The organism is Faunimonas pinastri (assembly GCF_900110915.1).
GTDB classification, from domain to species: domain Bacteria; phylum Pseudomonadota; class Alphaproteobacteria; order Rhizobiales; family Afifellaceae; genus Faunimonas; species Faunimonas pinastri.
In genome coordinates this window covers 161776-183056 of the sequence record NZ_FOFG01000005.1, presented here as the reverse complement: position 1 = coordinate 183056, position 21281 = coordinate 161776, and the positions used below count along the sequence as shown (strand labels likewise).

At 65.2% G+C, this 21281-nt stretch carries 21 protein-coding genes; 12 read left to right on the top strand and 9 right to left on the bottom strand.

What is annotated here, in order from left to right; all coding sequences use genetic code 11:
- Window positions 1-26: 26 nt before the first annotated feature.
- Window positions 27-1556, top strand: coding sequence for a YifB family Mg chelatase-like AAA ATPase (locus tag BMY25_RS09060; protein WP_092496311.1), 1530 nt, complete (start codon window positions 27-29; stop codon window positions 1554-1556).
- Window positions 1557-1644: 88 nt separating this feature from the next.
- Window positions 1645-2586, top strand: a complete 942-nt coding sequence (gene olsB, locus BMY25_RS09055; protein WP_238858236.1) for a l-ornithine N(alpha)-acyltransferase — start codon at window positions 1645-1647, stop codon at window positions 2584-2586.
- On the opposite strand, the gene BMY25_RS09050 is transcribed toward olsB, so the two are convergent.
- From BMY25_RS09050 to BMY25_RS09040, 3 genes are read right to left on the bottom strand one after another with little or no spacing between them, the layout of a single operon-like run.
- Window positions 2583-3152 (bottom strand): Smr/MutS family protein, encoded by a 570-nt coding sequence (locus BMY25_RS09050; RefSeq protein WP_092496309.1) that lies wholly within the window; start codon window positions 3150-3152, stop codon window positions 2583-2585. The genes olsB and BMY25_RS09050 overlap by 4 nt on opposite strands.
- The gene (gene mltA, locus BMY25_RS09045; RefSeq protein WP_092496308.1) at window positions 3149-4273 is read right to left on the bottom strand and encodes a murein transglycosylase A; all 1125 of its coding nucleotides are present in this window, start codon (window positions 4271-4273) and stop codon (window positions 3149-3151) included. The genes BMY25_RS09050 and mltA overlap by 4 nt, the downstream gene beginning before the upstream one ends.
- A gap of 23 nt (window positions 4274-4296) precedes the next feature.
- Window positions 4297-5028: a Tim44/TimA family putative adaptor protein gene (locus BMY25_RS09040; RefSeq protein ID WP_092496307.1), complete on the bottom strand. Its 732-nt coding sequence runs from the start codon at window positions 5026-5028 to the stop codon at window positions 4297-4299.
- A gap of 128 nt (window positions 5029-5156) precedes the next feature.
- On the opposite strand from BMY25_RS09040, the gene BMY25_RS09035 reads away from it, so the two are divergent.
- Window positions 5157-5669, top strand: a complete 513-nt coding sequence (locus BMY25_RS09035; protein WP_092496306.1) for an FxsA family protein — start codon at window positions 5157-5159, stop codon at window positions 5667-5669.
- Window positions 5670-5780: 111 nt separating this feature from the next.
- A complete protein-coding gene (gene secB, locus BMY25_RS09030) occupies window positions 5781-6275 on the top strand; it encodes a protein-export chaperone SecB (protein ID WP_092496305.1) in 495 nt (164 codons plus the stop codon).
- A gap of 25 nt (window positions 6276-6300) precedes the next feature.
- Here the strand turns inward: secB and dnaQ are convergent, their stop codons facing one another.
- The 5 genes from dnaQ to BMY25_RS09005 are packed head-to-tail and all read right to left on the bottom strand — an operon-like array spanning window position 6301 to window position 9926.
- Complete coding sequence (dnaQ, locus tag BMY25_RS09025) at window positions 6301-7014, bottom strand: DNA polymerase III subunit epsilon (RefSeq protein WP_092496304.1); 714 nt, start codon at window positions 7012-7014, stop codon at window positions 6301-6303.
- Window positions 7015-7062: 48 nt separating this feature from the next.
- Window positions 7063-7653, bottom strand: a complete 591-nt coding sequence (gene coaE / locus BMY25_RS09020) for a dephospho-CoA kinase (RefSeq protein ID WP_092496303.1) — start codon at window positions 7651-7653, stop codon at window positions 7063-7065.
- 10 nt (window positions 7654-7663) lie between these two features.
- The gene (locus BMY25_RS09015; RefSeq protein ID WP_092496302.1) at window positions 7664-8500 is read right to left on the bottom strand and encodes a shikimate dehydrogenase; all 837 of its coding nucleotides are present in this window, start codon (window positions 8498-8500) and stop codon (window positions 7664-7666) included.
- On the bottom strand, window positions 8497-9087 hold the full coding sequence (locus tag BMY25_RS09010; protein WP_092496301.1) for a Maf family protein: 591 nt from the start codon (window positions 9085-9087) through the stop codon (window positions 8497-8499). Before BMY25_RS09010 ends, BMY25_RS09015 begins: the two co-directional genes overlap by 4 nt.
- Entirely contained in the window at window positions 9084-9926 is an 843-nt protein-coding gene (locus BMY25_RS09005; protein ID WP_092496300.1) for a pyruvate, water dikinase regulatory protein, read from the bottom strand. Before BMY25_RS09005 ends, BMY25_RS09010 begins: the two co-directional genes overlap by 4 nt.
- A 442-nt stretch (window positions 9927-10368) precedes the next feature.
- Between BMY25_RS09005 and hemE the strand changes: the two genes are divergently transcribed.
- The 3 genes from hemE (at window position 10369) to rho (ending at window position 13298) form a co-directional block, all read left to right on the top strand.
- Window positions 10369-11400 (top strand): uroporphyrinogen decarboxylase, encoded by a 1032-nt coding sequence (gene hemE, locus BMY25_RS09000; RefSeq protein WP_092496299.1) that lies wholly within the window; start codon window positions 10369-10371, stop codon window positions 11398-11400.
- Window positions 11400-11819 carry a protoporphyrinogen oxidase HemJ gene (hemJ, locus tag BMY25_RS08995; RefSeq protein WP_092496298.1) on the top strand — a complete coding sequence of 140 codons (420 nt, stop codon included), beginning with the start codon at window positions 11400-11402 and terminating at the stop codon, window positions 11817-11819. The genes hemE and hemJ overlap by 1 nt, the downstream gene beginning before the upstream one ends.
- A gap of 213 nt (window positions 11820-12032) precedes the next feature.
- The gene (gene rho, locus BMY25_RS08990) at window positions 12033-13298 is read left to right on the top strand and encodes a transcription termination factor Rho (RefSeq protein WP_092496297.1); all 1266 of its coding nucleotides are present in this window, start codon (window positions 12033-12035) and stop codon (window positions 13296-13298) included.
- 5 nt (window positions 13299-13303) lie between these two features.
- On the opposite strand, the gene BMY25_RS08985 is transcribed toward rho, so the two are convergent.
- On the bottom strand, window positions 13304-15328 hold the full coding sequence (locus BMY25_RS08985; RefSeq protein WP_092496296.1) for a thioredoxin domain-containing protein: 2025 nt from the start codon (window positions 15326-15328) through the stop codon (window positions 13304-13306).
- A gap of 17 nt (window positions 15329-15345) precedes the next feature.
- Between BMY25_RS08985 and mnmE the strand changes: the two genes are divergently transcribed.
- Genes mnmE through BMY25_RS08960 form a run of 5 tightly spaced genes read left to right on the top strand, consistent with a single transcriptional unit; the run spans window position 15346 to window position 20935 of the window.
- A complete protein-coding gene (mnmE, locus tag BMY25_RS08980) occupies window positions 15346-16650 on the top strand; it encodes a tRNA uridine-5-carboxymethylaminomethyl(34) synthesis GTPase MnmE (RefSeq protein ID WP_092496295.1) in 1305 nt (434 codons plus the stop codon).
- 33 nt (window positions 16651-16683) lie between these two features.
- A complete protein-coding gene (gene mnmG, locus BMY25_RS08975; RefSeq protein WP_092496294.1) occupies window positions 16684-18564 on the top strand; it encodes a tRNA uridine-5-carboxymethylaminomethyl(34) synthesis enzyme MnmG in 1881 nt (626 codons plus the stop codon).
- Window positions 18554-19210, top strand: a complete 657-nt coding sequence (rsmG, locus tag BMY25_RS08970) for a 16S rRNA (guanine(527)-N(7))-methyltransferase RsmG (protein WP_092496293.1) — start codon at window positions 18554-18556, stop codon at window positions 19208-19210. Before mnmG ends, rsmG begins: the two co-directional genes overlap by 11 nt.
- Window positions 19207-20031 carry a ParA family protein gene (locus BMY25_RS08965; RefSeq protein ID WP_092496292.1) on the top strand — a complete coding sequence of 275 codons (825 nt, stop codon included), beginning with the start codon at window positions 19207-19209 and terminating at the stop codon, window positions 20029-20031. The genes rsmG and BMY25_RS08965 overlap by 4 nt, the downstream gene beginning before the upstream one ends.
- Window positions 20032-20056: 25 nt before the next feature.
- Window positions 20057-20935, top strand: coding sequence for a ParB/RepB/Spo0J family partition protein (locus BMY25_RS08960; RefSeq protein ID WP_092496291.1), 879 nt, complete (start codon window positions 20057-20059; stop codon window positions 20933-20935).
- The last annotated feature ends 346 nt before the right edge of the window (window positions 20936-21281 follow it).

Sequence of the window (21281 nt, the reverse complement as noted above, 5' to 3'; positions counted from 1 at the left end):
ATCAGGGGAGACCGCGCGGGGGCGTGATGGTCGCGAGAGTTACGACGGTCGCCTTTCAGGGCATCGAGGCTATCCCGGTGGACGTGCAGGTGCTGATCGCGCCGGGCAAGCCGGTCTTCAACATCGTGGGTCTGGCCGACAAGGCCGTGGCGGAAAGCCGGGAGCGCGTCCATGCGGCGCTGCATGCCTCCGGGCTGGCCCTGCCCCCCAAGCGCATCACCGTGAATCTCGCCCCGGCGGACCTGCCCAAGGAAGGCAGCCATTACGACCTGCCGATCGCGCTGGGCGTCATGGTCGCGATGGGTGCGGTCGGGGCCGATGCGGTTGCCGATCAGGTGGTGCTGGGCGAACTGGCGCTTGATGGCCGGATCACCGAGGTCGCCGGCGTCCTGCCAGCGGCGATCGGCGCCAACGGACTGGGCAAGGGGCTGATCTGCCCGGCCGCCTGCGGCGCGGAAGCGGCCTGGGCCAGCGGCGACATGTCGATCCTCGCGCCCGAGAACCTTATAGGCCTCGCCAATCATTTCCGCGGCACGCAGCTGCTGTCCCGTCCGGCTCCGGCGCTCCGCGAACCGGCCTCCGGCCTGCCCGACATGCGCGACATCAAGGGACAGGAAAGCGCCAAGCGGGCGCTGGAGATCGCGGCCGCCGGCGGCCATAACATGCTGATGATGGGGCCGCCGGGCGCCGGCAAATCCATGCTGGCGAGCCGCCTGCCCTCCATCCTTCCGCCGCTCGTGCCGCGCGAGCTGCTCGAAGTTTCCATGGTGGCTTCCATTGCCGGTGCCCTGTCGGAGGGGCGGTTGTCCGACCGGCGTCCGTTCCGCGCGCCCCACCATTCCGCCTCCATGGCGGCGCTGGTGGGTGGTGGGCTTCGGGCGCGCCCGGGCGAAGTGTCGCTCGCCCATCACGGCGTGCTCTTTTTGGACGAATTGCCGGAGTTCGCGCCGGCGGTTCTGGATTCGCTGCGCCAGCCGCTGGAAACTGGCGAGGCCGTCATCGCGCGGGCGAATCATCGCGTGTCGTATCCCGCCAAGTTCCAGCTGATCGCCGCGATGAACCCCTGCAAGTGCGGTCGCGCCGGCGAGCCGGGCCACAGCTGCGCCCGGGGGGCGCGCTGCGCTTCCGATTACCAGGGGCGGATTTCCGGTCCGTTCCTCGACCGCATCGATATCCGTATCGAGGTGCCGGCGGTCACGGCGGTAGACCTGATCCGTCCGTCCATCGGCGAAACCAGCGCGGAAGTGGCGGAGCGAGTGGCCGTCGCGCGCGCGGTCCAGACCGCCCGATACGCCGCGCTCGACATGCCGGATATCCGCTGCAATGCGCAGGCGACGCCGGATCTGATCGAGAAGGTCGCGCAACCGGACGCGGCCGGCGGACGCCTGCTGGCGGATGCCGCCGAAAGCATGAAGCTATCGGCCCGGGGTTATCATCGCATTCTGAAGGTCGCGCGCACGCTCGCCGATCTCGACGGGCTTCCATCGGTCGGACGGGTGCATATCGCGGAGGCTCTGGGATACCGCATGACGTCAGCCGAAAGGGCGCTCGCGTAGCGCCTCCTTTGTCATGCTAGGTTTGCAAACGCGGATGATGTAAAGGAGTTCCCATCCGACGGAGGGAAATCGTCCGGAGATGACTAAGATGGAACTTGCCCGCCTGTCTCCCCGACATCTGGTCCGGCGCTTTACGCCGGGCATGATCGACAGGCCCGGTTTCGGCATTCGGCCTTTCAGGCGCGGAAATCGCGCGCCGTGGCGTGCCAACCAGCATCTCGCCGCGCTCGGCCATATTGGCGATCTCGAAGTTCGGCTGGCCCGTACCGCCGCCGAAGTCCGGCGGTCGCAGGCGCTGCGCTACAATGTCTTTTACGAGGAAATGTCCGCGATCGCCTCCCCCGAGGCGGAACTGATTCGCCGTGACGTCGATCCCTTCGACCTCATCTGCGATCATCTGCTGGTGGTCGACCAATCCGCCCCGAAGCGACCTTTCATGCGCAACAAAGCCGGCATCGTCGGCACGTACCGCATGTTGCGTCAGGAGATCGCGGAGGCGAATGGCGGCTTCTACACCGCCGGTGAATACGACATCAGCCCGCTTCTGGAGCGTCACGACCACCTGAACTTCCTGGAACTCGGCCGCTCCTGCGTGTTGAAGCCGTACCGCGACAAGCGGACGGTGGAACTCCTGTGGCACGGCATCTGGGCTTACGTGCTGATGCACGGCGTGGACGTGATGATCGGCTGCGCCAGCCTGGAAGGCACCGATCCGGACAAGCTCGCCTTGCCCCTGAGCTTCCTGCATCACAATGCCCGGCCGCCGGAGGCCTGGGACGTTCGTGCCCACGACCACCTTTATGTCGATATGAACCGCATGCCGGCCGAGGCGATCGACATGAAGCAGGCGATGCGAGCGTTGCCGCCGCTGATCAAGGGTTATCTCCGCATCGGCGCCTATATCGGCGATGGCGCCGTCGTGGATCACCAGTTCGGCACGACCGACGTCATGATCATCATGCCGGTTTCCGCGATGAATGCCCGTTACGTCAATTATTACGGCGGCGGCAACGGGCGCTACGCCAGCTAGTCGCTCCGCCGGCGCAAACGAACGTAAAGCGCCCCCGCGCCGCCATGGCGCCGGGACGCTTCCTCGAAGCCCAGCACCAGCCTGCGCAGTTCCGGCTGCGAAAGCCAATGCGGAACGCTCCGGCGAAGCACGCCGCGATCCGCGTCGTCCTCCCGGCCCTTGCCGGTAATCACCAGCACAAGCCGATCCCCGTTGCCGCGCGCGAGATGCAGGAAACCGATCAGCGCGGAATGAGCCTGCGCCTGCGTCATGCCATGGAGGTCGATGCGGCGGTCGACGCCGGTCTGGCCGCGTGCAAGCCGGCGGCGCGCCTTTGTTTCCAACGCCGCCATGGAGGGCAGCGGCGGCGAATAGGCCTTGGGCCTGCTTCCCACCGGCCTTTGCGGCGGTTTGGCTGCCGCTTCCACCTTCTCGGAGCGGGCAGCGACGGCTTCCGGAACAACCTCTGCCACCGGGGCAGCCAACGCCGGCTTCAGGCGTCGGGTGCCGGACCGGAGAAGGGGTTTGGCGCTCTGGCGCACGCGGTCCCAGAGTTCCCGCTCCTCGTTCGACAGCCGGCGCTTCATGTGGCCGGTCCCGGACGGGGCACGAGCAGAACCATTTCCGCAGCATGGCGGACGCGGCCTGCCTGCCGACCGGCCGCGTCACCGGAGCCGAAGAACAGATCCCCGCGCGAGGGGCCGACGATGGCGGATCCCGTATCCTGTGCGATCATCAGCCGGCGGAACGGCTTCTCCGTCCGCTCCGGATCGGCGACGCCGGACACGGTGACAAAGACAGGGGTATGGAAGGTTCCGAGCATCCGGTCCACGGCCAAGCTCCGACCGGGCGTCAGCGACACGCCGGCAGCACCGAGCGGACCATCGGAGGGGGCAAGACCGTCGTTGACCGCGAAGAAGATGAAGGACCGGTTCTCGCGCATAAGGTCGCGCGCCCGGTCCGGATAGGTCCGAAGCCACGCTTCGAGCCCCGACTTGTCGGCCTTGTCCTCCAGCAGCAGACCGCGTGCGATCGCCAGCTTGCCGATCGATGTATAGGCGTGGCCCGATTTGCCGGCGAAGCTGACGCGCAGCAACCGGCCATCCTGCAGGGACAAGCGGGCGGAACCCTGGATGTGGACGAAATAGGCATCCACCGGATCGCGCAGCCAGGCAATCTCCAGGTCGAGACCGGCAAGAGCGCCTTCCTCGATCGCACGCCGGTCGGAGAACATCTCCAGCCCGTTCGTCGTCTGCCGGGCGAAGCGGATCTCCCGGTCCCAACCGGCCGGGCGATCGGTGTCGGTAACGTTCACCAGATCCGGCGGCCGGCAATAGAGCGGCACGGGGAAATTCGGCGTCCGGATGGCCGATGCATCGACCTCCGGCTCGTAATAGCCGGTGACGAAACCCGGCTCGGCGACCGAAAACGGCGCGAACCAGCGCTCGAAGAAGGCTCTAGCCTGTTCCGCCAGAAGGGTCGGACCGGTTTGCAGGGCGCGGCGAGCAATGGCGACAAGATCCGTGCCGTCGACGCCGAGCCCCTTTGTGCTGGGCGGATCGATAACCGCGCGTTCGGCGCTCCGGTGAAAAGCCCTGTAGGCGGCGGCGTGGTCGTCCTCCGCCCAACCCGGAAGCGTGTCGAACCGAACCGGCCGCAGGAGGTCCGCGCCCGGCGAAACAGTCTTTTCCGGCCTGGCAGAGATCATCGCCGCGAGACGCTGGACCGCACTCAGGCGCTCTCGGTAGCCGAAAGAGCCCAGTTGGGATCGCGGCTGCGAATATCGCGCGAGAAGGTCCAGAGATCTCGGACGATCTGCACGTCGTCGGGATCGCCCTCGATCACGGCGCCCTGTGCGTCGCGCGTCACGCTGACGAGATGGCTGGTCAAGAGCAGCGAAATGCGTGTGTCGCGGCCCTCCAGGGACGCGGCCTTGATCTCCGGCTGGTCGACGCCGATCAGGCTGAGCTCGGTGTGGTGCCCCTGCTTCTCCCGCTCGTTGATCGCGGCGGAAAAGCCCTGGAACACGTCGGCGGCCAGCAAGCCCTTCAACGTGTCGCGATCACCTGACGCGAAGGCCATCACGATCATCTCGTAGGCCTTCCTGGCTCCGACGAGGAACTCGTCCACATCGAAGCGGCCGGAGGCGCGCGCGACCGCGACCAGCCCCTCGTGGACGGCGGAGCCCGGTCCGAAGCGATCCAGCGCAGCCAGATCGAGCGTGTCGGCCGGCGCAACGTCCTTGCGCCCGGTCGGCAGCATCACGACATTGTCATTACGCGGTTCGTTGCGCATGCCGGGCCGGGCATTCGGGCCCGATTCCGGCATTCGGCGGAAGTTCTGGTCCTGCCGTGGCGCGGGCTCGTTCCCTGTACGGCGGCCGAGCACGCTGCCCAGCCGGACAAAGATGACGACAGCGATCACCAGAAAGATAATGGAGTAGACATCGAAGAAGCCGCTCATTCCCGCTCTGGACCTTTCGCCTGCGCCCGGGGCACCCATATCATGAAGATGTAGGCATACGCTCCACCCGTTCCAACGGGAGAGAGTCACGCCCCGGATGACCTTACAGGGATCGAACACTCGTTAACATGCCTGTCGCTCTTGCAATCCTGTTTCTTCCCGTGGCCGAGATCGCCGTGTTCATCGCCGTCGGCCGCCATATCGGGATCGCCGCGACGCTGCTTCTAGTGGTGCTCTCCGCGCTCGCCGGTTCGATCCTCCTGCGCAATAACGGCCTGATGACCGTCCGCCGCATGCGGAGCGACCTCGCGGGCGGGCGCATTCCGGGCCCGTCCCTTCTTGACGGCATGACCAGCGCGCTGGCCGGCGTTCTGCTGCTGGTCCCCGGTTTCATCACCGACGTTCTCGGGATCGCAATCCTGATCCCCTTCACCCGCGCGCTGGTGTTCCGCGCCGTCGCGAGCCGCATCCGCGTTCGTACGGCCGGCGCGATGCGGCCGCGCGGCAGGGCTCCCGATCCTTTCCGCCCGGGCGGCCAGCAAACGCTGGACCTCGACGAGACGGATTTCCGCGTGAAGCGCCCCGGCCCGGATTCCCGGGGTTCCGGCACCCCCTGGCGTTCTCCCGACGAGCGGCGCTGATTCACCCGGCGGCGGCGTCCGATCTCGCCCGCCGCCTCCCCAACCATGCTCGTTGTGGCGGATTCATCTCCGTGCTAGGCGGGCTTAGCAACTCTTGAGAGCCGGTAGGTCATGAGCATCAACGGACAAGCGGACGCCCAGTCCGACGAGCAGGCACAGCCGGGAATCCACGTTCTCGGCCAGTATGTGAAGGACCTGTCCTTCGAAAACCCGAACACGCCTGCTTCGTTGCGGCCGAGCGAAAAGGCGCCGGACCTCGAAGTCAACGTGAACGTCAATGCCCGGCCGATCTCCGAGACGGAGTTCGAGATCGAGCTGAAGCTGGATGCCAACGCCCGCCGGGGCGGCGAGCCACTTTTCGTCGCGGAAGTCACCTATGCCGGGCTGTTCCAGATCCAGAACGTGCCGCAGGAGCACCTGCATCCGTTCGTGCTGATCGAGTGCCCCCGGCTGCTTTTCCCCTTCGCCCGGCAGATCCTCGCGGATGCGACCCGACAGGGCGGTTTCCCGCCGCTGCTGATCGATCCGGTCGATTTCGCGCAGCTTTACCGCCAGCGCATGTCGGAAATCGACGTGCAGCGCCAGGCTGCCAACCAGCCGATGTAAGATCGGCCGGTTCTCCCGAGAAAGATCAGGCGGCGGCTTCGGCCGCCGCTTCTTCGTTGTAGCGCGCCCAGAGCGGTGTCCCGCCCATGCCCGCGAGGAAAGCCCCATGCGCGGCCAGTTCCTCGGGCGTCAGGCGCGGCGCGAGCGGCTTCGGGCGCTGGCGGACCATCCGGGCCTCGCGGCGCGAGGCGCTCGAATGCCCGGCCGAGCCCAGTTCGAAGGTTGCCTGCCGGCCGCCCAGCAGCTCGATGTAGACTTCCGACAGGATCATCGCGTCGAGAAGCGCGCCGTGCTTGGTACGGTTGCTGTTGTCGATCCCATAGCGCGAACAAAGCGCGTCGAGGCTGTTCGGGCCGTTCGGATGGCGGCGCCGGGCCAGCATCAGCGTATCGACGAAGCGGTGATCCTCGATGATCAGCCGGCCGCAGAGCTTCAGCTCCATGTTGATGAAGCCGCGGTCGAAGGAAGAATTATGCGCGACGAGCGGACTGTCGCCAACGAATTCCATGAACTCGTCGACGATGTGCTCGAAGCACGGCTTGTCGCTGAGGAACTCGTCGGTGATGCCGTGGACCTGCACGGCTTCCGGGTGCACGGTCCGCTTCGGATTGATGTAGATGTGGTGGGTCCGCCCGGTCGGGATCCTGTTCAGGATCTCCACGCAGCCGATTTCGATCAGCCGATCGCCGTTGAGGCAATCCAGGCCGGTGGTTTCGGTGTCGAAGACGATCTCGCGCATGGTCTCTGATTCGCTCCAAACCGCGTCCGACGCAAGATACCGCGGACGCTAATCCCCTGCACGGACAAGATCGGCGAGGATTTCGTCGACCCCCGCCCGTGCCGCCTCGAGGCCGTGCCCGGTGTCGATGAGGTAGTCGGCGCGGCGGCGTTTTTCCACGTCCGGCATCTGTCGCGCCAGGATCTGCGCGAACTTTTCCTCCGTCATTCCCGGTCGCGCCAGCACGCGGGCACGCTGCACCGCCGGATCGGTCGTCACCACGGCGATCCTGTCGACGCGCGCCTCGGCGCCGGTTTCGAAGAGCAGCGGAATATCGAGCACCACGATGGGTGCGCCCTCCGCTCGCGCCCGTTCGAGAAAAGCGGCTTCGCCGGCGCGCACCAGCGGATGGACGATTTCTTCAAGCTGTTTCAGCGCAGGCGCGTTGCCGAGCACACGCTGGCCCAGCAATCGCCGGTCCACCGCACCCTCCCGCGTCGTGCCGGGAAAGGCGGCCTCGACCAGCGGAACGGCGGCGCCCCCGTAAAGCGCATGGACGAAGGCGTCGGCGTCATGCACCGGGACGCCTCGGGCGCGAAACATGCCGGCGGTGGTCGACTTGCCCATGCCGATCGATCCGGTGAGCCCGAGGACGATCATCGCGGGCGCGTCAGCGGCGCTCGATGTCGGCGAGGACGAGACGGCGGAGCTCATCGGTCACCTCCGGCCGCCCGCCGAACCAACGCTCGAACCCGGGCGCCGCCTGGTGCAGCAGCATGCCGAGACCGTCCGAAACGCGAAACCCCGCGTCTTTCGCGCCCTGCAGGAAGGGCGTGAGCAGCGGGACGTAGACGATATCGGCGACCATGGCGCCCTTCGGCGCACGGCTCCAGTCCACCGATACCGGCTGCTCGCCGGAAAGACCGGCGGAAATCGTGTTGACGAAAAGCTCGGTCGAGGGCGCCAGACCCGCGACATCGGCGAGCGCTCCGGCCACGACACGCGGACCGAAATGGCGAGCGAGATCGGCCGCCCGTTCGACGGTGCGGTTCAGCAGGGCGATCCGCTCGACACCCGCTTCCAGCAAGGAGTGGATCACGGCGCGCGCCGCGCCGCCGGCACCCAGCACGAGAGCGCTGCGCGCATCGCGCCAGCCCGCAAGCTGATCGTCGAGATTGGCGGAAAAGCCGTGCGCGTCCGTGTTGTCGCCGCAGAGTTCGCCGTCTTCCAGCCAGAGCGTGTTGACCGCGCCGAGACGGGCCGCGACGTCCGTCTTCCGCGCGCAGGCCCGGAACGCGCTCTCCTTGTGAGGCAGCGTAACGTTGCCGCCGACGAAATCCCGGTCCTTGAAGGTGCGCAGAAAGACTTCGAACTCCTCCACCGGCACGGGCACGGCGTCATAGCTGCCGGCAAGACCGGCACGGGCGAGCCAATAGCGATGGATGATCGGCGACCGCGAATGGTTGATCGGCCAGCCGATGACGAAGGCCTTGGGCGATGCGGTCAAGAAAGGACCCCGTAGGCACGCAGGAATTGAAGGAGCGGCAGCAATGGCAGCCCCTGGATGGTGAAGAAGTCTCCCTCGATCCGGTCGAAGAGCTGAATGCCGCGCCCTTCCACATGATAGGCGCCGACGCTGCCAAGAATCTCCGGCCCGGCTGCGGAGAGATAGTGCCCGACAAAGGCGGGCGGCAGATCGCGCATGGTCAGCGACGCCGTCGCGACATGCTGCCAGACGATCTCTTCGCCTATCGTGACCGCGACGGCGGAATGAAGCTGATGGGTGCGACCGGAGAGGGCGAGAAGCTGGCGGCGCGCCGCCTCCATGTCCTCCGGCTTGGAAAAGTGTTCGCCGTCGAGGTCGAGCACCTGGTCGGAGCCAATCACGAGATCCTCGGGAAAGCGGGCGCTCACGTCGCCGGCCTTCACCGCGGCCAGGAGTGCCGCCAGATCTTCCGGCGCGGCTCCGGCTTCGGCCAGCGGCGCTTCCGCGGCGCGCTCGTCGATGTCGGCCGGATGCACTGCGAAGTCGAGGCCGGCATTGCGGAGCATGCGCTGCCGGGCGGCACTGCCGGAGGCGAGGATCAGCTTCACGTCAGGCGCTCGCGATGTGCGCTCAGAAGCGCCACGACGGCCGCTGCCGTTTCCTCGATGGAGCGGCGGCTGACGTCGATCAGCGGCCAGCCCTGCCGGGCACAGAGCTTGCGGCTCCAGGCGATTTCCTCGGTGACCGTCGCCCGGTCGACATAGGATTCCATGGTTTCGTCCGTGCTCAGCATCATCAGCCGGTGCTGCCGGATCTGCACGATGCGGTCCGGGCTGGCGATCAGACCGACGACCAGCGGCTTCTTCGCCTTCAGGAGCGCTTCGGAAAGGGGGGTCGCGGGGATCAGCGGCACGTTTGCGGTCCGCACGCCCCGATTGGCGAGATAGATCGAGGTCGGCGTCTTGGAGGTGCGGCTGACGCCGACGAGGATGACCTCCGCGTCCTCCACGTCGTCCGGCAGCTGCCCGTCATCATGGGCGAGCGTGAAATTCAAGGCGTCGATGCGGCGGAAATAATCGGCGTCCAGCACGTGCTGCGCGCCGACGCGGCCCGAGGAGCGCGTTCCGAGGTAGGACTGGAAGGCGTTCAGCACGGGGTCCAGAACGGACACGCAGGGAATGCCCAGTTCCTCGCAGCCGGCCTGGAGCTTACGGGCGAGTTCCGCGTCCACGATCGTATAAAGCACGATGCCCGGCGCCTGCTCGACATCGCGCAGGCAGCGATCCACCTGCGCCGGCGTGCGGAGCAGGGAATGGATGTGCTCGATCGCGTGGGTCTGCTTGTACTGGACCGCGGCTGCCCGGCCGACATTGATCAGCGTCTCGCCGGTGGAATCGGAGATCAGGTGCAGATGGAAGTAGCGCGGACTGGCGTTCGACTGGGGCATCGGATCAGGGCGTTCGCGGGCTGGAACGCGCCTGAAGGCAGCCTGGGGAAAGTCCGGGATCTGCGGGGATAAAACGCCCCGGATCGGAGTTGTCGGCCGCTCTGCCCATTGCCCGTCCCGCTTCCGTCCAAAACGATCAACAGCCTCGCTGCCCCGGGACAACTTTCCGGCGTCTCTCGCGACGGTCGAATAACCCGGAAGCTATTAATACTCTGTTAACAGTTCGCCAAATCGGAGCTTGCCCGCTTGGTCCGCCGATTCCGGTTCGCGTTTCCAGGCTTTCTTCCCGACAGGCCGCCGACATATCCACAACGCTGGCGCGGCCCGGGATCACAGGATAAGGGTGTGGGCTAATTGGGGACGACGGCTAATTCCAGCAATTCACCCCCAAACAAAAGAAACAGACTCTCTCTAAGAGTCTCTCTTTTAGGAGATATGGGGATTGCCGAGAGCCGACGCGAAACTCCTCAGAGCCCTGAAGGGCGAAGCCTTCGAGGTGCCGCCGATCTGGATCATGCGACAGGCGGGCCGGTATCTCCCCGAGTACCGTGAAACGCGCAAGCGAGCCGGTTCGTTCCTGGATCTTTGCTACTCCCCGAAGCTTGCCACGGAAGTGACCCTGCAGCCGATCAGCCGGTTCGATCTGGATGCGGCCATCCTGTTCTCCGACATCCTCGTCATTCCCCAGGCGCTTGGCTATTCGGTCGAGTTCATCGAGGGCAAGGGACCGCAGGTCGAAACCGTGGATCTCGCGAAGATCCGCTTCGAAGACGCCGATCGGACCGTGGCGAAGCTGGAGCGGGTGCTGGAGGCGGTCGACCGTATCCGTGGGGTGCTTCCCGACGAGAAGCCGCTGATCGGCTTCTGCGGGGCTCCCTGGACGGTGGCGACCTATATGATCGCCGGTCATGGCACGCCGGACCAGGCTCCGGCGCGACTGGCCGCCTATCGCGACGAGGCAGGCTTCTCCCGCCTGATCGACATTCTGGTCGACGCTTCCGCCGCTTACCTGATCGCGCAGCTTCGCGCCGGCGCCGATTGCGTGCAGATCTTCGACAGCTGGGCGGGCGTTCTCGACGACGACCAGTTCCGGAAGTGGTCGGTGGAGCCGGCAAGGCGGATCATCGCCCGGGTTCGCGAGGCCGTGCCCGGTGCGCCGGTGATCGCCTTCGCCCGTGGGGCCGGCGCGCGTCTTGGCGATTATGCACGCGAAACCGGGGCGGAAGGCATAGGCGTCGACTGGACCGTGCCGCCGCAGATCGCGGCTTCCGTGGTCGGGCCGAAGCAGGCGGTGCAGGGAAACCTCGATCCGCTCCGGCTGATCGCGGGCGGCACGGCACTCGATAGGGGCGTCGACGACGTCCTCCTCGCCATGCGCGGCCGTCCACACATCTTCAACCTCGGCCATGGCATCACGCCGGACACGCCGATTTCCCACGTCGAACAACTGATCCGCCGGATCCGGAAAACCTGATGCTGACCGTCAAGGCCCTTCACATCATCTCGCTGGTCGCCTGGATGGCGGCCCTGTTCTATCTGCCCCGCCTGATGGTCTACCACGCCGACGTGCCCCCGGGTTCGCCGCAATCGGAGACCTTCAAGGTGATGGAGCGCCGGCTCCTCAAGGCGATCGCCAATCCCGCGATGATCGCCACCTGGATCTTCGGCATCACGCTCGCCACGATGGAGCATGCCTGGCCGGAGCACTGGCTGCACGCCAAGCTTCTCTGCGTCGTCATCCTCTCCGCCGTCCACATGGGCCTGGCCCGCTGGGTGCGGCTCTTCGGGGCGGACCGGAACCCGCATTCGGCGCGGTTCTACCGGATCGTCAACGAGATCCCGACGCTGCTTCTGGTGATCATCGTGTTCCTGGTCGTCCTGAAGCCGTTCTGAGCGGATTTTCATTCCCCCACGCCCCGGATCGGCTCCGATCAGGGACCCCTGAGGACGTGGGGGCTTGAGAATTCCTCGGGAGAGGCTTATCTAGGTCACAACTGGATCGCCGCGCCGCCCGGCGCGCTCCTCTCTCAGCGAGGCCCTCCCAGGGTTTCTTTGCGGAATTCCGGTTTCCTCCCCCAGACCTCTTTTCCCGACCGGGAACGATCGATGAATGAAATCAAACTTCAGGACTTGAAAGAAAAGTCCCCGACCGAACTCCTGAGCTTTGCGGAGGAGCACGAGGTCGAGAATGCGAGCACGCTCCGCAAGCAGGAGCTGATGTTCGCAATCCTGAAGCGGCTCGCCGAGCAGGATATCGAGATCATCGGGCAGGGCGTGGTCGAAGTGCTGCAGGACGGCTTCGGCTTCCTGCGCTCGCCCGACGCGAACTACCTGCCGGGTCCCGACGACATCTACGTCTCTCCCTCTCAGATCCGCCGCTTCTCGCTGCGCACCGGCGACACGGTCGAGGGCGAGATCCGCAGCCCCAAGGAAGGCGAACGCTATTTCGCGCTTCTGAAGGTCAACACGATCAATTTCGAGGATCCGGAGAAGACCCGTCACAAGGTCCACTTCGACAACCTCACGCCGCTCTACCCGAATTCGCGCTTCCAGATGGAAGTACAGGATCCGACCATCAAGGATCATTCCGGTCGCGTGATCGATCTGGTCGCGCCGCTCGGCAAGGGCCAGCGCGCGCTGATCGTGGCGCCGCCGCGTACCGGCAAGACCGTGCTTCTCCAGAACATCGCGCGGTCGATCACCACCAATCACCCCGAGTGCTATCTGATCGTTCTCTTGATCGACGAGCGCCCGGAAGAAGTGACGGACATGCAGCGCACCGTGCGCGGCGAGGTGATTTCCTCCACCTTCGACGAGCCGGCGCAGCGCCACGTTCAGGTCGCCGAAATGGTAATCGAAAAGGCCAAGCGCCTGGTAGAGCATGGCCGCGACGTGGTGATCCTCCTGGATTCCATCACCCGCCTCGGCCGCGCCTACAACACCGTCGTTCCGTCGTCCGGCAAGGTGCTGACCGGCGGTGTCGATGCCAACGCCCTGCAGCGTCCCAAGCGCTTCTTCGGCGCGGCGCGTAACATCGAGGAAGGCGGCTCGCTGTCCATCATCGCGACCGCGCTGATCGATACCGGCAGCCGCATGGACGAAGTGATCTTCGAAGAGTTCAAGGGCACCGGCAATTCCGAGCTCGTGCTCGACCGCAAGGTTGCGGACAAGCGCGTGTTCCCGTCCATGGACATCCTCAAGTCCGGCACCCGCAAGGAAGAACTGCTCGTCCAGCGTTCCGATCTTCAGAAGGTCTTCGTGCTTCGCCGTATCCTGTCCTCGATGGGCGTCGTCGATGCGATCGAGTTCCTTCTGGACAAGCTGAAGCAGACGAAGAGCAACAGCGACTTCTTCGACAGCATGAACACCTGACTTTGTCAGGCTGAGGCAAATCCCCGGCGGGTTTGCCTCAGCACCTCATCAAGGCTCCCGGCGTCCGTCGCCGGCGGCAGGCATCGGAAGGCGTCGCAGACGAAAGTCGCGGCGCCTTTCGCGTATGAAACCTTGGATAGCAGCGGATCACCCGCGGGAAGATCGTCAGGGTCGCCCACGGCAATGGCAAGCAGCGCCGGATCGCCTTCTCCGACCAGTCTCGCAAAGGTTTCCGCATCCGCGCGGATTGCTACGGCAAGGCGCCCGCGCAGGAGTTCGTCGAACCCGGATTGCAGGCTCGCGGTGCTGATCGGATCCGCCGCGATCTGTGCTGTGGCGGCTTTCAGAATGGCCTCGGCCCGGTCGCGGTAGAGATCCTTGGCCGTGATGTTGAAGAGCCGCGCCGCGTTCTGCAGCATGATGCCGCTGGCCGAAGGGGTGGCCTCGTCGCGATTGGAAAGGGCGGTGGCGAAGAGCGCCGCAGCGTCACGGGCGGGCAGTGAATAGGCGCCTTTCTCCGCATCGAAGTGAAAGCCGTCGGCGGCCGTGAACCATCGCTCCGCATCGGCGAGATAGACGGGATCGGCCTCCACCCCGTAAAGCGCCAGGGCCGCCGCGATCATCTGGGCGTAATCTGTCGCCATGCCGACGGGGAGGCGCGTGCCTTCGCGCCATGAATGAAGGAGGCGGTCGCCATCGGTCATTTCCGTCCGGACAAACCGGTAGCAGTGCCGCGCAAGTTCGATCCAATCCGGTCGGGAGCAGGCGAGGGCGGCCGCTGCGAGGCCGCGAATGGTCATGCCGTTCCAGTCGGCCAGAATCTTGTCGTCGCGGCCCGGCTGAGGACGCCGGTCGCGCGCCTCCAGCAGGATCGCGCGCGCGCGCCGAAGCCGGTCCTCGGTTTCGGCGTCCATCTCTCCGAAGGACGATGGTTGCAACCGATTGAGAACGTTGGTGCCTTCCCAATTGCCTCCCGCAGAGGCGTCGTAGACTTCAGCGAAGAGCTGGGCATCCTCCGCCGGGAGCAACGACTGTATCTCGCCGAGGCTCCAGACATATGTCAGGCCTTCCTCGTGCTCTGTATCGGCGTCGAGCCCGGAAGCGAAACCTCCGCCGGGCAGTTGCATCTCGCGGACGAGCCAGTCAATCGTTTCCGCGATGCGGGCCCGGAACAACCCGGATGGTGCCGTCGCTTCGGCCCAGGACATGAGGGCCAGCAACTGCGCATTGTCGTAGAGCATTTTCTCGAAATGCGGCACCCGCCATTGCGCGTCGACCGCATAGCGCGCCCAACCGCCGCCGACATGATCGTAGATGCCGCCCTGACAGAGATGACGCAACGTCGTGAGGACCGCCTGCCGGGCGTCGTCGTCGTCGTCGCGGATCGAGGCCCGCCAAAGCGCTTCCAGAACGGGAGCATTCGGGAACTTCGGGCCGCCCTGGAAGGAGCCGTGCTCGCGGTCCCAGATTTCGAGGGTTCGGCGGGTCGATTGCGCAAGCGTCTCGGCACCCGGTACGGCGTTGCCGGAACGCGCGCTTCGGTTGAGATGGTCGGTCAAGGCTTGGCTGTTCTGCAGCACAGCCTCGTCCTGCCGCTTCCAGGCATCGGAAACGCCTTCCAGAACCTGCCGGAAGCTCGGCATGCCGTGCATGGGCCTCGGCGGAAAGTACGTTCCGCCCCAGAAGGGCTTGCCGTCCGGCTTCAGGAACATGGTAAGCGGCCATCCGCCTTGCTGGCCAAGCGCATGCAGAGCCGACATGTAGACCTGGTCGATATCCGGCCGTTCCTCGCGGTCGACTTTGATGTTGACAAAATGGTCGTTCAGGACGGAAGCAGTCTCGCGGTCGCTGAAGCTTTCGCGGGCCAGGACATGGCACCAGTGGCAGGCTGAATAGCCGATCGAAAGATGGATCGGCACATTTCGTGCCCGCGCCTCGGCAAGAGCCTCGTCGGACCACTCCCACCAATCGACGGGATTGTCCGCATGCTGTCGCAGATAGGGGCTCGTCGCATTCTCAAGTCTGTTCAAGGGCGGCCTCTATCGGAATGGATACCATCTATGCACTGTCGAGCGGCGGACTTCCTTCCGGAGTCGCGATCATCCGGATTTCCGGCCCGCGCACCCGCGAGATCCTGACCGCCACCTGTGGTTCTCTAGCGGAACCCCGCCATGCCGCGCTGGTTCCGTTCCGCAATCTTGGGAACGGGGAGGAACTCGATCGCGGTCTCTGCCTCTGGTTTCCCGGTCCGGCAAGCTTTACCGGCGAGGATTGCGGCGAACTGCATGTGCATGGAAGTCGCGCCGTTGTGCAGGCTCTTTTCGCGTCGCTGTCTGGAGCCGGTTGTCGTCCGGCGGAGGCGGGCGAGTTCACACGCCGTGCGTTTGCCAACGGAAAGCTCGATTTGACCGAGGTCGAGGGGTTGGCCGACCTTCTCGCCGCCGAAACCGAGATGCAGAGAAGGCAGGCTGCGCAGCAAGCGTCAGGCGCACTCAGCCGCCTTTGCCTCGCCTGGCGCGAGCGGTTGATCGGCTTACGTGCGGAAGTCGAGGCGCGGCTGGATTTCTCCGACGAGGACGATGTGGGGGGAGAGACACTGCCGCTCGGTTTCGTGGACGAACTCCGCCGTTTGACCGACGAAGTGAAAAGAGCGCTGGCGGCAGGATCTACCGCCGAGCGAATCCGCAATGGCGTCCGAGTTGCTTTGCTGGGCAGGCCTAACGTCGGCAAATCGACCCTGCTGAACGCGCTCGCTGCGCGCGACGTTGCGATCGTCTCTGAGGAAGCCGGGACGACGCGGGACGTCATCGAGGTTCCGCTCGATCTGCGCGGCTATCCGGTGATCGTCTTCGACACGGCCGGCATTCGGGAGACCTCATCCGCTGTCGAGCAGGAGGGAATTGCGCGGGGTCGCCGAGTGGCGGCGAACTCCGATCTGGTGCTTTGGCTGGTGGACGGAGATGACGACGATCCGGCTCCGGAACTGGGCGAGGTGCCGTGCTGGCGTTTGCAGACAAAGGGAGATCTGAAGGCTAAGACTGCTCCGTCGGATATCTCGATTTCTGCCGCGAGCGGGCAGGGGATGTCGGAGCTTCTTGACCGGATCGAGGAGTTCGCCAGGTCCGTGAGCCCTCCCACAAATGAGGCCGTCTTCGTGAGGGAGCGCCAGCGGAGAGTTCTTGCAGATCTCTCGGAAACTCTCCAGCTATGCGTTGCCGGCAGTCAGCGTTCCGATGAGGTGCTCGCGCACTTGCTCCGGCAAGCCACGGATTGTATCGGACGGCTTACCGGCCGCGTGGACGTCGAGGCTGTCCTCGACCGGCTGTTTATGGAATTCTGCATCGGCAAGTGATTCGTCGATGTTTCACGTGAAACATGGATCAGCATGACTGAAACCCTGAATGCAGACGTGGTGGTGGTTGGTGGTGGACATGCTGGCTGTGAAGCCGCTGCCGCTTCCGCACGATTCGGCGCCAAGACGATCCTGCTGACCCATCGCTTCGCGACAGTAGGTGAAATGTCCTGCAACCCCGCGATCGGCGGGCTTGGCAAAGGTCATCTTGTCCGCGAGATCGACGCGCTGGACGGCTTGATGGGTCGGGTTGCCGATGTGGCAGGTATTCAGTTTCGCGTGCTGAACCGCCGCAAAGGTCCCGCCGTGCGCGGACCTCGTGCTCAAGCCGATCGCCGCCTCTACCGGGAAGCGATGCAAGCCGCCATCACGGAACAGGAGAACCTGACGGTCGTCGAAGGCGAGGCCGCCGACCTGCTGACGGTTGAGGGCAAGGTTGCCGGGGTGCATCTGGCGGATGGACGGGAAATAGTCTGTGCCGCCGTCGTGCTCACGACGGGCACATTTCTTCGCGGTCTGATCCATCTCGGTGAGAAGACGACACCCGCCGGTCGCTTCGGCGAAGCGCCCGCGCTTGGTCTCTCCGATACGCTTGCGCGAGCCGGTTTGCGTCTCGGACGGCTGAAGACGGGCACGCCACCCCGGCTTGACGGACGTACCATCGATTTCCCGAGCCTTGAACGTCAGCGGGGAGACGATCCGCCCGAGCCCTTCTCGGCACTGACGAAAAGCATCGACACGCCTCAGGTCGATTGTTTCGTCACCCGGACGACCGCTGAAACGCATCGGGTCATCCAGGAAAACCTGCACCGCTCCGCCATGTATTCCGGTCGGATTGAAGGCCGGGGGCCGCGTTACTGCCCGTCGATCGAGGACAAGATCGTCCGCTTTGCAGATCGCGAAAGCCATCAGATCTTCCTGGAGCCGGAAGGCCTCGACGATCCCACGATATATCCCAATGGCATCTCGACCTCTCTGCCCGAAGACGTCCAACTTCGGATCGTGCGCAGTATGCCGGGACTGGAGCGCGTCGAAGTCCTGCGCTGGGGTTATGCCATCGAATACGACCATGTCGATCCGCGCGAACTCGGACCCGATCTGGGTTGCCTGAAACTGCCTGGTCTCTACCTCGCCGGTCAGATCAACGGCACGACCGGCTATGAGGAAGCGGCAGCGCAGGGCTTGCTCGCCGGCCTCAACGCCGCACGCCGTGCCGGAGATACCGATCCGCTGATCCTCTCGCGCGCCGACGCCTATATGGGGGTCATGGTCGATGACCTCGTAACGCGCGGCGTTAGCGAGCCTTATCGGATGTTCACGTCCCGCGCCGAGTATCGGCTGTCGCTTCGCGCCGACAACGCCGATCAGCGTCTGACGCCCCTTGGGCTGGCCGCCGGCATCGTCGGCGAAGAGCGTCAGCGGGTGTTCGAGGTGCGAACGGACGCGCTCAAGGCAACGAGCGCGCATCTGCGCGAGCTCAGCCTAACCCCTAGTGAAGCGCGGCGAAATGGTCTCGCCGTCAACCAGGATGGTGTACGCCGAAGCGCCTATGACCTGCTTGCGCTCACCGACATGACGATCGCGAAGCTCGCGAGCGTCTGGCCCGAACTTGGCGATATTCCCGCGGACATTGCCGGCCAGGTGGAAACGGATGCGCAGTACGCCGTTTACCTCGACCGACAGCAGGCCGATATCGAAGCTCTGCGCCGCGACGAGCAGCTCACGCTGCCGGCCGAACTTGATTACTCCGGCATCGGCGGGCTCTCGAACGAAATTCGGCAGAAGCTCAGCACCGTACGTCCAGCCACGCTCGCCCAGGCGGCGGCCATGGAAGGCATGACGCCAGCGGCGCTCACCCGGCTGCTCTCCCACGTCAAGCGCGGACAGCACGTCAGGTTCGCCGATGCCGGTTGACATCTTGCCCGGCGATGCACGCAACGTTCTCTCCCGATTCGAAATCGAACCGGCCGCCGGAGAGCGCCTGAGCGTCTATGTGGAGCTGCTACGGAAGTGGCAGGCGACGCATAATCTGGTTTCGCACTCGACGCTTCCGGAAGTCTGGACCCGGCATGTCGCCGACAGCCTGCAACTTGTCTCCGACCTTCCGGAGCGGGGCCTGTGGATGGATGTCGGCAGCGGCGGCGGTTTTCCGGGGCTGGTCCTTGCGGTAGTCGCTGCCGATAAGCCGGATCTCCGGTTCGTGCTGGTGGAATCCAACGGCAAGAAGTGCGCCTTTCTCCGCACGGTCGCACGAGAAACCGGTGCACGGGCCGAGATCGTGCTCGGCCGGATCGAGGATCAGGCCGAGCGGTTCGGAGGCCGCGCCGACGTGGTTTCCGCTCGCGCTCTGGCGCCGCTCGACGATCTCTGCCGTCTCACCAAACCGTTGCTGACACCGAAAGGCGCGCTACTGGCGATGAAGGGGCAGGACTTCGCGGCCGAGGAGGCGGAGGCGGCCAGGAATTGGACTTACGATCTGGCCACCCGGCCAAGCCTCATCGATCCCGCCGGCTGCGTCGCCACCCTCCGTCATCTGCAAGCCAGGACATCACCGTCATGACCATTCCCGTGCCCGGCCTGCCCATCCGTCCTCGAGTTCTTGCCGTCGCTAACCAGAAAGGCGGGGTGGGGAAGACGACAACTGCAATCAACCTCGGCACTGCGCTGGCGGCCATCGGGGAAACCGTCCTCATCATAGACCTGGACCCGCAGGGCAACGCCTCGACCGGCCTCGGCATCGACCGCCACAGCCGCAGCACGTCGACTTACGACGTGCTGGTCGGCGACGAGACGCTCGCCGGCGTCACGCAACCCACTGCTGTGCCACGCCTTTTCGTCGCGCCATCGACGCTGGACCTGCTCGGCGTAGAGCTTGAGATCGCCGCGATGAAGGACCGGACTTACCGGCTCCGTTCGGCTCTCTCCGAACTCGCCGACGATGCCGAGGCTCCGGCCTTCACCTACGTTCTGGTGGATTGCCCGCCTTCGCTGAACCTACTCACGGTGAACGCGATGAGCGCGAGCCACGCCGTACTGGTGCCTTTGCAGTGCGAGTTCTTCGCCCTGGAGGGCTTGAGCCAGCTTCTGAGCACCGTGGAGCGTGTCCGCACGGGGCTGAACCCGCAGCTTTCCATCCACGGCATTGTGCTCACCATGTTCGACGGGCGCAACAAGCTGGCGGGGCAGGTCGTCGACGATGTCCGAGCGCATCTGGGCGACAAGGTCTACAAGACCATCATCCCCCGCAACGTCCGCATTTCCGAGGCGCCGTCGCACGGCAAGCCGGCGCTTCTGTACGATCTGAAATGCGCTGGAAGCCAAGCCTACCTGAAGCTCGCCAGCGAAGTGATCCAGCGCGAGCGCGCGCTGCGCGCCGCCTGAACTCGAACCGTCCGGAACAAGCACAATGGCACTGGAAACCCGCAAACGCCTCGGACGCGGCCTCGACGCTCTCCTCGGTGACTATCCCATCGCTGCCGTCGAAGCGGCGCCGCTGCCGGACGCCAGCCGGCGAACCGTGCCGGTCGGGTCCATTCATCCCAATCCGCGTAATCCTCGCCGCGAGTTTCTGGAGCGGGATCTGGAGGATCTGGCAGCCTCCATTCGCGCCCACGGCATCGTGCAGCCGATCGTCGTGCGCCCGATGGCCGGTCCGCGCGAAGGTTACGAGATTATCGCCGGCGAACGGCGCTGGCGCGCCTCGCAGCTGGCAAGCCTGCACGAAGTGCCGGTCCACATCATCGAAGTGTCGGACCGCGAAGCGCTCGAACTTGCGATCGTCGAAAACGTCCAGCGCAGCGACCTCAACCCGGTCGAAGAGGCGATGGGTTACCAGGCGCTGATGAGCGAGTTCGGCTATACGCAGGCCGATCTGGGCGCGACGATCGGCAAGAGCCGCGTCCACGTCACGAATACGCTGCGGCTCCTGAAGCTGCCCCGCGCCGTGCTCTCGCGGCTGGAATCGGGCGAACTGTCCGCCGGCCATGGTCGCGCGCTGATCACGGCGCCGGACCCGGAAAAGCTCGCCCGCGTGGTCGTCGACAAGGGACTTTCCGTGCGTGAGACGGAGAAGCTGGCGCAGACCGCGCCCGAAACCCTGCCGGCCGTCAGGTCCCGCGCCCCAGCGGAGAAGGACGCCGATACTCGCGCCGTCGAGCAGGAGCTGTCGGAGCATCTCGGACTAAGCGTCGATCTCCGCCACAGGGCGGCCGGCAAGGGCGAGATTCGGATCAGCTACAGCAACCTGGAGCAACTCGAGGCGCTCTGCCGCAAGCTTCGCGCCTAGGGTGCGTACTTGCTAACACTTGAGGAGGTGAGCGAAGGCTGATTTCAGACTTCCGAAAGAAGCTTGAGCATGGCGCGCTACGATCTGAGCGAAGCGGAGTGGCGGATTGCTGAGCTGCTGCTTTCGCCAGTTGGCAAAGGTAAGCTCCGGGAAACGACCGACATGTCGTGAATGGCATCTTCTACGTTCTACGGACCGGTTAGCCCTGCGGGACCTGCCGGAGCGCTACGGCCCGTACACGATTGGTTATAACCGGTTCGAACGGGTGGACGAAAAAGGGCGTGTGGCTGGCCGTGTTCAAGGTCTTGAGGGAGCGTTCGCCGCAGAGCCTGCAGTTGGTCGACAG

What these genes read in the sequence shown, in the direction of transcription:
- dnaQ (WP_092496304.1), bottom strand. Translation starts at nt 7,014, where the DNA reads ATGCGCGAGATCGTCTTCGACACCGAAACCACCGGCCTGGATTGCCTC.
- rho (WP_092496297.1), top strand. Translation starts at nt 12,033, where the DNA reads ATGAATGAAATCAAACTTCAGGACTTGAAAGAAAAGTCCCCGACCGAA.
- mnmG (WP_092496294.1), top strand. Translation starts at nt 16,684, where the DNA reads ATGACTGAAACCCTGAATGCAGACGTGGTGGTGGTTGGTGGTGGACAT.
- BMY25_RS09005 (WP_092496300.1), bottom strand. Translation starts at nt 9,926, where the DNA reads ATGCCCCAGTCGAACGCCAGTCCGCGCTACTTCCATCTGCACCTGATC.
- mltA (WP_092496308.1), bottom strand. Translation starts at nt 4,273, where the DNA reads ATGATCTCTGCCAGGCCGGAAAAGACTGTTTCGCCGGGCGCGGACCTC.
- olsB (WP_238858236.1), top strand. Translation starts at nt 1,645, where the DNA reads ATGGAACTTGCCCGCCTGTCTCCCCGACATCTGGTCCGGCGCTTTACG.
- rsmG (WP_092496293.1), top strand. Translation starts at nt 18,554, where the DNA reads ATGCCGGTTGACATCTTGCCCGGCGATGCACGCAACGTTCTCTCCCGA.
- hemJ (WP_092496298.1), top strand. Translation starts at nt 11,400, where the DNA reads ATGCTGACCGTCAAGGCCCTTCACATCATCTCGCTGGTCGCCTGGATG.
- BMY25_RS08965 (WP_092496292.1), top strand. Translation starts at nt 19,207, where the DNA reads ATGACCATTCCCGTGCCCGGCCTGCCCATCCGTCCTCGAGTTCTTGCC.
- coaE (WP_092496303.1), bottom strand. Translation starts at nt 7,653, where the DNA reads ATGATCGTCCTCGGGCTCACCGGATCGATCGGCATGGGCAAGTCGACC.
- BMY25_RS09035 (WP_092496306.1), top strand. Translation starts at nt 5,157, where the DNA reads ATGCCTGTCGCTCTTGCAATCCTGTTTCTTCCCGTGGCCGAGATCGCC.
- BMY25_RS08960 (WP_092496291.1), top strand. Translation starts at nt 20,057, where the DNA reads ATGGCACTGGAAACCCGCAAACGCCTCGGACGCGGCCTCGACGCTCTC.
- BMY25_RS09060 (WP_092496311.1), top strand. Translation starts at nt 27, where the DNA reads ATGGTCGCGAGAGTTACGACGGTCGCCTTTCAGGGCATCGAGGCTATC.
- BMY25_RS09050 (WP_092496309.1), bottom strand. Translation starts at nt 3,152, where the DNA reads ATGAAGCGCCGGCTGTCGAACGAGGAGCGGGAACTCTGGGACCGCGTG.
- BMY25_RS09040 (WP_092496307.1), bottom strand. Translation starts at nt 5,028, where the DNA reads ATGAGCGGCTTCTTCGATGTCTACTCCATTATCTTTCTGGTGATCGCT.
- secB (WP_092496305.1), top strand. Translation starts at nt 5,781, where the DNA reads ATGAGCATCAACGGACAAGCGGACGCCCAGTCCGACGAGCAGGCACAG.
- mnmE (WP_092496295.1), top strand. Translation starts at nt 15,346, where the DNA reads ATGGATACCATCTATGCACTGTCGAGCGGCGGACTTCCTTCCGGAGTC.